The 9,068-nt window shown below is 71.5% G+C and carries 7 protein-coding genes; 1 reads left to right on the top strand and 6 read right to left on the bottom strand.

The annotated features are described in order from the left end of the window. Positions 1–82 precede the first annotated feature (82 nt). From ACFWWR_RS28710 to ACFWWR_RS28690, 5 genes are all read right to left on the bottom strand, one after another. On the bottom strand, positions 83–1,390 hold the full coding sequence (locus ACFWWR_RS28710; protein WP_384306110.1) for an RNA polymerase sigma factor: 1,308 nt from the start codon (positions 1,388–1,390) through the stop codon (positions 83–85). A 106-nt stretch (positions 1,391–1,496) separates the two neighbouring features. Further along, entirely contained in the window at positions 1,497–3,398 is a 1,902-nt protein-coding gene (gene dnaG / locus ACFWWR_RS28705; RefSeq protein ID WP_383867801.1) for a DNA primase, read from the bottom strand. A 152-nt stretch (positions 3,399–3,550) separates the two neighbouring features. Continuing rightward, a complete protein-coding gene (locus ACFWWR_RS28700) occupies positions 3,551–4,816 on the bottom strand; it encodes an NAD(P)/FAD-dependent oxidoreductase (protein ID WP_383867803.1) in 1,266 nt (421 codons plus the stop codon). Between the two features lie 135 nt (positions 4,817–4,951). Continuing rightward, positions 4,952–6,232, bottom strand: coding sequence for a deoxyguanosinetriphosphate triphosphohydrolase (locus ACFWWR_RS28695; protein ID WP_384306108.1), 1,281 nt, complete (start codon positions 6,230–6,232; stop codon positions 4,952–4,954). 243 nt (positions 6,233–6,475) lie between these two features. Beyond that, complete coding sequence (locus tag ACFWWR_RS28690; RefSeq protein WP_383867992.1) at positions 6,476–7,288, bottom strand: sirohydrochlorin chelatase; 813 nt, start codon at positions 7,286–7,288, stop codon at positions 6,476–6,478. A gap of 317 nt (positions 7,289–7,605) precedes the next feature. Here ACFWWR_RS28690 and ACFWWR_RS28685 point away from each other — a divergent pair, with 317 nt between their 5' ends. Continuing rightward, complete coding sequence (locus ACFWWR_RS28685; RefSeq protein ID WP_383867807.1) at positions 7,606–8,301, top strand: vancomycin high temperature exclusion protein; 696 nt, start codon at positions 7,606–7,608, stop codon at positions 8,299–8,301. Here ACFWWR_RS28685 and ACFWWR_RS28680 read toward each other — a convergent pair. Next, positions 8,298–9,065 (bottom strand): enoyl-CoA hydratase-related protein, encoded by a 768-nt coding sequence (locus ACFWWR_RS28680; protein WP_383867809.1) that lies wholly within the window; start codon positions 9,063–9,065, stop codon positions 8,298–8,300. The genes ACFWWR_RS28685 and ACFWWR_RS28680 overlap by 4 nt on opposite strands. Positions 9,066–9,068: the final 3 nt, after the last annotated feature.

Genomic DNA, 9,068 nt, shown 5'->3' with positions numbered 1-9,068 from the left:
GAAAATTCAGCCCCTCCGGCGTTTGAGGGTCTGGGGGCGCAGCCCCCGGGGAAGGGGCGGCGGGGGCGAAGAAGCGGCTGGGTCAGTCCAGGTAGCCCCTGAGCTGGTCCGCGAAGGCGTGGTCGCGGAGTTTGTTGAGGGTCTTCGACTCGATCTGGCGGATCCGTTCCCGGGTCACGCCGAAGATGCGGCCTATCTCCTCCAGCGTGCGCGGGCGGCCGTCGGCCAGCCCGTAGCGGAGTTGTACGACCTTCCGCTCCCGCTCCCCCAGGGTCGACAGGACCGCCTCCAGGTGCTCCCTGAGCAGCAGGAACGCCGCCGACTCGACCGGGCTGGCCGCGTCGCCGTCCTCGATCAGGTCGCCGAGGGCCACGTCGTCCTCCTCCCCCACGGGGGCGTGCAGGGAGACGGGTTCCTGGGCCAGGCGCAGGACCTCGCTGACGCGTTCCGGCGCCAGGTCCAGGTGGTCGGCGACCTCCCCCGGCGTCGGTTCGTAGCCCCGTTCCTGGAGCATGCGGCGCTGGACGCGGACCACCCGGTTGATCAACTCGACGACGTGGACGGGGACTCGGATCGTGCGGGCCTGGTCGGCGAGGGCGCGGGACATGGCCTGGCGGATCCACCAGGTGGCGTACGTGGAGAACTTGTAGCCGCGGGCGTAGTCGAACTTCTCGACGGCGCGGATCAGGCCGAGGTTTCCCTCCTGGACCAGATCGAGCATGGTCAGTCCGCGGCCGACGTACCGCTTGGCGACGGAGACCACGAGCCGCAGGTTCGCCTCGATCAGACGGCGCTTGGCCATGCGGCCCATCACGACCAGCTTGTCCAGGTCGAGGGCCAACTGGCTGTCCAGGTCGGGGGTGTTGCTCAGCTTCTCCTCGGCGAACAGGCCGGCCTCGACCCGGCGGGCGAGTTCGACCTCCTCGGCCGCGGTGAGCAGCGGGATGCGGCCGATCTCCCGCAGGTACTGGCGGAACAGGTCCGAGGACGGGGCGCCGGTGTCGGCGCGGCCGCGGCGCGGCTCGGGGACCTCGACGGGGTCGTGGACCTCGACGGGTTCGGGGGCCTCGGCGCTCTCCAGCGCGTCGGCCGGCGGGGCCTCGGGCTCCGCCTCGGGGTGGTGCACGGCACGGTTCTGCGGCGGGACCGCGAGGAGAACGTCGGTCTCCGCATCCGGTTCCGTGCCGTCCGTACCGATCTCGGTCTGGGTGAGGGTCTGGGTCTGCACGGGGGCGACCTCCAGGATGATCGCTGCTGAGGTGTGCGGCAGCGCTACTTCGGGAGCGGAGTCGACGGCCTCGCCGCTGTCCGTCCCGTACGCGTTGAGCGGAACCGCGGGGGTGTGGGACCCGTTGGGGACGGATCGGCCGCGCTCCGAGGACTCAGGCACCGGAACCCAGTGTGGAGTACGACACATCACCGCCACGAGGGGCGTGCGGCGACTTTTTGAGTCCGGTCCGTGACCAGGTGGTTACCGTGACGTTCGCCGTGCGGTCTCAGAGTGCCGCGGGGCCCTGTTCCTGGAGTGCTCTGTCGTACCGCGTGAGAATCATCATCTCGTTCTGGATGGCGGCGACCTGGGCCGGGTCCCCGTGCTGGCCGAGCCGGGTCAGGGCGCTCTGCAGATCGGGGATACGGCGGGCCACGGCCCGGCGGCGTACGGTCACGAGCTGTTCGCCCGCGTAGTTCTCGTCGACCGTCTTGCGCATGATCGCCTCGACCGCGAGTTCCGTCACCATCGCGCGGACGGTGTCGTCCGGGGCCGCGTCACGGACCCGGATGAGGTACTCCTGCGGGTCCTGCGTGCCATTTTCGACGCCGCCCGCGTCCATGACGGCCTGGCGGACGGCCGCGTAGGGCGGGGCGGTGAACTCGTCGATGCCGTACGCGTCGAAGGCCGGGGAGACCAGATCGGGGCGCTGGAGTGCGAGTTTGAGGAGCTCGCGCTCGGTGGCGTAGACGGGGTTGCGGAGGTTGAGGGCGGGGCCGGACACGGCGGGCCGGGACGGGGCGTCGTACTGCTGCCCGCGGACGCGCTGCGGTGCCGGGCCCTGGCCGCCGCGGTCGCGGGCCCAACGGGCCAGCTGGGCGACCCGCTTGACGACGAACTGCGTGTCGAGGATGCCGAGCATGCCGGCGAGCTGCACGGCGACCTCGTGCTGGGCGCCGCTGTTCTTGATGCGGGCCACGATGGGGGCGGCCTCGTCCAGCGCGGCCGCGCGGCCGGCCGGGGTGTCCAGGTCGTAGCGGACGACGATCTGGCGCAGCGCGAACTCGAAGAGCGGGGTGCGGGGTTCGACCAGGTCGGCGACCGCCTCGTCGCCCTTGGCGAGGCGCAGCTCGCAGGGGTCCATGTTGTCCGGGGCGATCGCGATGTACGTCTCGGCGGCGAACTTCTGGTCGTCCTCGAAGGCCCGCAGGGCCGCCTTCTGGCCGGCCGCGTCACCGTCGAAGGTGAAGATCACGCGGGCTGAGCCGTTGTCCATCAGCAGCCTGCGGAGGATCTTGATGTGGTCGGTGCCGAAGGCCGTACCGCAGGTGGCGATGGCGGTGGTGACGCCGGCGAGGTGGCAGGCCATGACGTCCGTGTAACCCTCGACCACGACCGCGCGGCTCGACTTGGCGATGTCCTTCTTCGCAAGGTCGATGCCGTACAGGACCTGGGACTTGCGGTAGATCGCTGTGTCAGGCGTGTTGAGGTATTTGGGGCCGTTGTCCGACTCGTACAGCTTTCGCGCGCCGAAGCCGACGACCTCGCCGCCGATGTCGCGGATCGGCCACATCAGGCGGCCGCGGAAGCGGTCGATGGGGCCGCGGCGGCCCTCCTGGGAGAGGCCGGAGAGCAGGAGCTCCTTGTCGCTGAAGCCCTTGCCGCGGAGGTAGCGGGTGAGGTGGTCCCAGCCCTGGGGGCTGTAGCCGACCGAGAAGTGCTCGGCGGCGGCCTGGTCGAAGCCGCGCTCGGCGAGAAACTTGCGGCCGGTGTCGGCCTCGGAGCTGGTGGCCAGCTGTTCCACGTACCACTGGGCGGCGACCTTGTGGGCCTCGACCAGGCGGATGCGTTCGCCGCGCTGGTGGGAGGGGTTGTACCCGCCCTCCTCGTAGCGCAGGGTGATGCCGGCCTGGGCGGCGAGGCGCTCGACCGCCTCGGAGAAGGAGAGGTGGTCGACCTTCATCACGAACGTGAGGGTGTCGCCGCCCTCCTGGCAGCCGAAGCAGTGGAAGAGTCCCTTGCTCGGGCTGACCTGGAAGGACGGCGACTTCTCGTCGTGGAAGGGGCACAGCCCCTTGAGGTTTCCGCCGCCCGCGTTGCGCAGCTGGAGGTACTCGGACACCACGGCGTCGATCGGGACCGCGTCCCGTACCGCCTTCACGTCCTCGTCGTTGATCCGTCCTGCCACGAGGTGAGTCTACGGGGCAGAACTGACACTCTTGGGGCGCGGTGACCGAGCCCCGGCCGGGGGTCCGGTCCGCCGCGCAGCGGCTATGGGATACAGCGTCCCCCGGGATTCGCAGCACGGGGGTGGTGTGACAGCCGATCGCACTCGTCGGGTCACGAGACCAGGCTGTCCAGCGGTACGTGCGGGTTCGCGAGCGCCTCGGTGACCACCTGGGCCTTGCTGCGGATCAGCTGCTGGATGGGCTCTGTGACGTCCCACACGTTCACGTTCATCCCCGCCAGCACCCGGTTCTCCTTCACCCAGAACGCGATGAACTCACGCTTTCCCGCGTCCCCCCGGATCACCACTTCGTCGTACGACCCCGGGGGCGCCCAGCCGCTGTACTCCATCCCCATGTCGTACTGGTCGGAGAAGAAATAGGGCACACGGTCGTAGGCGAGGTCGCGGCCGAGCATCGCCCGGGCCGCCGCCGGGCCGCCGTTGAGGGCGTTGGCCCAGTGCTCGACGCGCAGCCGGGTGTCGAAGAGGGCGTGGTGGAAGGAGGCCACGTCACCGGCCGCGTAGATGTCGGGGTCGGAGGTGCGCAGCCGTTCGTCGACCATGACACCGCCGCCGTGCGCGCGCTCGGCGATCTCCAGGCCCGCCGCCTCCGCGAGTGCGATCCGCGGGGCCGCGCCGACCGCCGCGAGGACGTCGTGCGCGGGGTGCTCCTCGCCGTCGTCGGTGCGGGCCGCGAGGACCACGCCGTCCTGGCCGACGATCTCGGTCAGCCGGGCGCCGAAGTGGAAGCGGACGCCGTGCTCGCGGTGCAGCTCGGCGAACAGGTTGCCGAGCTCGGGGCCCAGGGCGCCGTACAGCGGGGTCGACTCCGGCTCGACGACGGTGACCTCGGCGCCGTACTCGCGGGCCGCCGCCGCGACCTCCAGGCCGATCCAGCCCGCGCCGGCGATCACGATGTGGCCGTTGTCCCTGCCGAGGGCGGCCAGGACGCCCTTGAGGCGTTCGGCGTGCGCGAGGCGCCGCAGGTGGTGGACGCCCGCGAGGGTGGTGCCCGGGATGTCCAGGCGGCGGGGCTCGGCGCCGGTGGCCAGGAGCAGCTTGTCGTAGCGCACGACGGTGCCGTCCTCGCCGAAGCGGACCGTCTTCGCGGTCCGGTCGACGGCGTCGACGGTCTGGCCGAGGTGCAGCTCGATGTCGTTGCGCGCGTACCAGGCCGGTTCGTGTACGAAGACGCTGTCGCGCTCCTCCTTGCCGAGGAGGTAGCCCTTGGAGAGGGGCGGGCGCTCGTACGGGTGGTCGCGTTCGTCGCAGATCAGTATCACGCGGCCGGTGAAGCCCTCCGCTCGGAGCGTCTCGGCCGCCTTCGCACCGGCGAGACCGCCTCCGACGATGACGAATGTCTGATCCGCGTCGACCACTTGATGCCTCCTCGTAAGGGTGCCGCCACATGCGAGCGTCCCGCACGCAGCGTGATGCGGGAAGAGGGAGTGGCCCGTTCAGGCCACGGAGTGTCACGTACGAGCTGGTTTCACGTCACTCGTGTCCCGGGCCTCTCACCGATGTCCCGTCAGGCGTTCGTGCAGGGAACGGGCCGCGACGTCGGTGAGGGCCGCGATCTGGTCGACGATCACCCGCTTGCGGGCGCGGTCGTCGGACGCCCGGTCGAACAGGGCACGGAACTGGGGGTCCAGGCCGTCCGGCGCGCGCACGGTGAGTGCCTCGGCCAGCTCGGCGACCACGATCCGCTGGTCGGCCCGCAGCCGCTCCTGCTCGGCGCGCTGCATGACGTACCGGTCGGCGACCGCCTTGAGGACCGCGCACTCCAGGCGCGCCTCGTGGGGTACGACCAGTTCGGCGGTGTAGCGGGTGAGCCGCCCGGTGCCGTACGCCGCGCGCGTGGCGGCCTCGGCGGCGAGGCAGAAGCGGCCGATGAGCTGGCTGGTGGCGTCCTTCAGGCGGGCCTGGGCGACGGCCGAGCCGTCGTAGCCGTGCGGCCACCACTCCTGGTCCTGGAGGCGGTCGAGGGCCGCGGCGAGCTCGGCGGGGTCGGTGTCCTCGGGCACGTACCGGCCGATGGCGACCGCGAAGACCGCCTGGCGTTCCGGCTCGGCGTGCAGGCAGTTGGGGTCGATGTGACCGGCGTGCAGGCCGTCCTCGACGTCGTGCACGGAGTACGCCACGTCGTCGGACCAGTCCATGACCTGGGCCTCGAAGGTGGTGCGGGTGCCGGGGGCGCCCTTGCGGACCCAGTCGAAGACGGGGCGGTCGTCGTCGTAGACGCCGAACTTCGGGGACTTCGGGTGGGTGGGGTGGGCGCCTCGGGGCCACGGGTACTTGGTGGCGGCGTCGAGGGCGGCACGGGTGAGGTTGAGGCCGACGGAGCCTTCGGCGGTGAAGCGCTTGGGCTCGATGCGGGTCAGGAGCCTCAGCGACTGGGCGTTGCCCTCGAAGCCGCCGCAGTCGTCGGCGAATTCGTTGAGGGCCACTTCGCCGTTGTGGCCGAACGGGGGGTGGCCGAGGTCGTGGGAGAGGCAGGCGGCCTCCACCAGGTCGGGGTCACAACCCAGGGCCGCGCCCAGCTCTCGGCCCACCTGGGCGCACTCCAGGGAGTGGGTGAGGCGGGTGCGGGGGCTGGCGTCCCATGCCTGGTTCCGGGTGCCGGGCGTCACCACCTGGGTCTTGCCGGCGAGTCTTCTCAGGGCGGAGGAATGCAGTACGCGGGCCCGGTCGCGTTGGAAGGCGGTGCGGCCTGGGCGTTTGTCCGGTTCGGTGGCCCAGCGGTCGACTGACGTCGGGTCGTAGCCGGGGGGCGGGATGTGGTTGTTGCCTTCCATGTCTCGACAGTAAGCGCAGGTGGTGACAATCGGGTGTGCCTACGCGTCTGCCGAGCACTGTCGCGTTGCGGGTGCGGGTGCGTTGTGGCTTGTCGCGCCGTTCCCCGCGCCCCTTGGGGCGTCGGGCCCTCTCGGCGTTCTTGGGCCGAGGCCGGTTCTTCTGTCGCGTTGCGGGTGCGGGTGCGTTGTGGCTTGTCGCGCCGTTCCCCGCGCCCCTGGGGGCGTCGGGCGCTCTCGGGGTTTTTAGGCCGAGGCCAGGGCTGGTGCCGTCATCGTTGCCGTTGCCGTTGCCAGGGACTGGTCGTAGCGGTGCAGGATCAGGCGGGCCATTGCGGGGTGGGTGCCGAGGGGGGCCGCGGCTGTCCAGGGGGCGGCTTCCGCGCACTGGGTGGCGAAGAGGCCCGGGGCGGTGAAGTAGGAGGCCACCGCCACTCGCTCGCGGCCTCGGGCCGCGAGGGCGCGGATCGCCGTGTCGACCGTCGGTGTGGCGGCGGAGGCGTAGGCGGGGACCACCGGTACGCCCAGGCGCTTCGACAGGAGGTGGGCCGTGCGGCCCGTGTCGACGGCCGCCTCCGGGTCGCGGGAGCCGGCCGCGGCGAGGACGACCGCGCTGGAGCGGCGGGTGGTCTCGTCCATGCGGGTGGGCCAGCCGGCCTCGACCAGGCGGGCGTGGAGGGTCTCCACGAGGAGGGGGTGGGGGCCGAGCGGGGCGGCCACGCGGGTGCGTGCCCGGGCCGCGGCCGCCATCTCGGGGATGTCGCGCTTGACGTGGTAGCCGCGGCTGAGGAGCAGCGGTACGAGGACGGCGTCGCCGGTGCCGAGGGAGGCGAGGGTGTCGGGGAGCAGGGGCTCGTTCAGCTCGATGTGACCGAGGTGCACGGGCAGACCGGGGCGCAGCTCGCGGACGCGCTCGACGAGGGTGTGGACCGTGCTCAGCGTGCGCGGGTCGCGGCTGCCGTGGGCGACCAGCACGAGCGCGGGCGGCTCCGGGCGTCGGCGGCCGTCGAGCGAGACGAGGCTGAGCTGCGTGGTGAGCTGGCTGCTGATCCGGTTCATGATGTGCGCCGTACTGTCGAGGTCGGCCCCCGGGAGCGGCAGGGCTCCGATGGGGAGGGTCGCGGTCTTCTCACGAGGAACGTTCGACTTGCTCGTCGCCGTCATGAACCGATGGTGGCTGCGGGAGGTTGCCACCCCGTTGCACGGGAATGACGGGTGTTTTCGGAGGGTTCACGGTGGGGTGCAGGGGGTCTGTGAGGTGTTGTGACCTGCGGGTTCGCAGGTCGAGGTGAAGCTGGTCACATGGGGCTCGGCGAACCGGCGGGGCTTACAGGACGTCTCTGACTGTCGAAAGCCGACCGGGGAGGGACCGTCCGATGCGACTGGCGAAGCCGCTCAGACAGCTGCGCAGACCCCGCCTGCCGCGCACCCGTACCGGGCGGCGGCGGCTGGTGCAGGCCGTGATGGCCGGGTGCGTGCTGGCGCTGCTTCCGGCGACCTGGATGTACGCCGTGACGGGCGACCGGTTGCGGACGGCGGCGGACGTGCCGCGCACCGAGGTTGCCGTGGTGTTCGGCGCCGGGCTGTGGGCCGGGGAGCCGTCGCCGTATCTGGCCCACCGGCTGGACGCGGCGGCGAAGCTGTACCGCGAGAACCGGATCGAGGTCGTCCTGGTCACCGGGGACAACAGTCGCGTGGACTACGACGAGCCGGACGCGATGCGCACGTATCTCACGAAACACGGGGTGCCCGACGGGCGGATCGTCAGCGACTACGCCGGCTTCGACACCTGGGACTCCTGCGTCCGCGCGAAGAAGATCTTCGGCGTCGACCGGGCCGTGCTGATCAGCCAGGGCTTCCACATCCGGCGGGCGGTCGCGCTGTGCCAGGCGGCGGGGGTCACGTCGTACGGCGTCGGGGTCGACGCCAAGCATGACGTGACCTGGTACTACGGGGGCGCGCGGGAGATCTTCGCGGCGGGCAAGGCGGCGCTGGACGCGGTGTTCGAGCCGGACCCCCGGTTCCTCGGGCCGAGGGAACCGGGGGTCACCGAGGCGCTCGCCAGGCCCTAGCGGTGGGTGAAGCGCGGGGCGCGTTTCTCCAGGAACGCGGTCATGCCCTCCTTCTGGTCCTCCGTCGCGAACAGGGCGTGGAAGACGCGGCGTTCGAAGCGGACGCCGTCGCGCAGGCCGGTCTCCAGGGCGCGGTCGACGCACTCGCGGGCCGCCCTGACCGCCGTACGGCTGTACGAGGCGATGGTCGCCGCCGCTTCGAGGGCGTCGGGCAGGACGCGGTCGTCGGGGACGACCCGGGAGACCAGGCCGGCGGCCTCCGCCTCGCGGGCGTCCATCGTGCGGCCGGTGAGGACGAGGTCCATCGCCTTGGCCCGGCCCACCAGGCGGGTCAGGCGCTGGGTGCCGCCGATGCCCGGGATCACGCCGAGCTTGATCTCCGGCTGGCCGAAGACCGCCGATTCTCCCGCGATCACCAGGTCGCACATCATCGCCAGTTCGCAACCGCCGCCCAGGGCGTGCCCGCCCACGGCCGCGATCTTCGGGGTGCGGAGGTCGGCGAACTCCTCCCAGTCGGCGAAGTAGTCCTCCGCCGCCATCTCCACGGCCGTCTTCGACGCCATCTCCCTGATGTCGGCGCCCGCCGCGAAGAATCTCTCCGAGCCGGTGACGACGAAGCAACCGACCTCGGGGTCCGCGTCCAGCGGGCGCAGGGCGGAGAGGAGTTCGGCGAGGAGTTCGCCGCTCAGGGCGTTGCGGACGTGCGGGCGGTGCAGGCGTACGGTGACCACTCGGTCGTGCCGTTCGATCTTGATGGTGTCCATCGG

Origin of the sequence: Streptomyces sp. NPDC058678, from assembly GCF_042714835.1 — a bacterium.
Lineage (GTDB): Bacteria > Actinomycetota > Actinomycetes > Streptomycetales > Streptomycetaceae > Streptomyces.
The sequence above is the reverse complement of the archived record's forward strand: the minus strand, read 5'-3'. Positions and strand labels throughout refer to the sequence as shown.

Excerpts from the sequence above, each read along its gene's own strand:
- ACFWWR_RS28695 (WP_384306108.1), bottom strand. The coding sequence starts at position 6,232 with ATGGAAGGCAACAACCACATCCCGCCCCCCGGCTACGACCCGACGTCA.
- ACFWWR_RS28690 (WP_383867992.1), bottom strand. The coding sequence starts at position 7,288 with ATGAACCGGATCAGCAGCCAGCTCACCACGCAGCTCAGCCTCGTCTCG.
- ACFWWR_RS28685 (WP_383867807.1), top strand. The coding sequence starts at position 7,606 with ATGCGACTGGCGAAGCCGCTCAGACAGCTGCGCAGACCCCGCCTGCCG.
- ACFWWR_RS28680 (WP_383867809.1), bottom strand. The coding sequence starts at position 9,065 with ATGGACACCATCAAGATCGAACGGCACGACCGAGTGGTCACCGTACGC.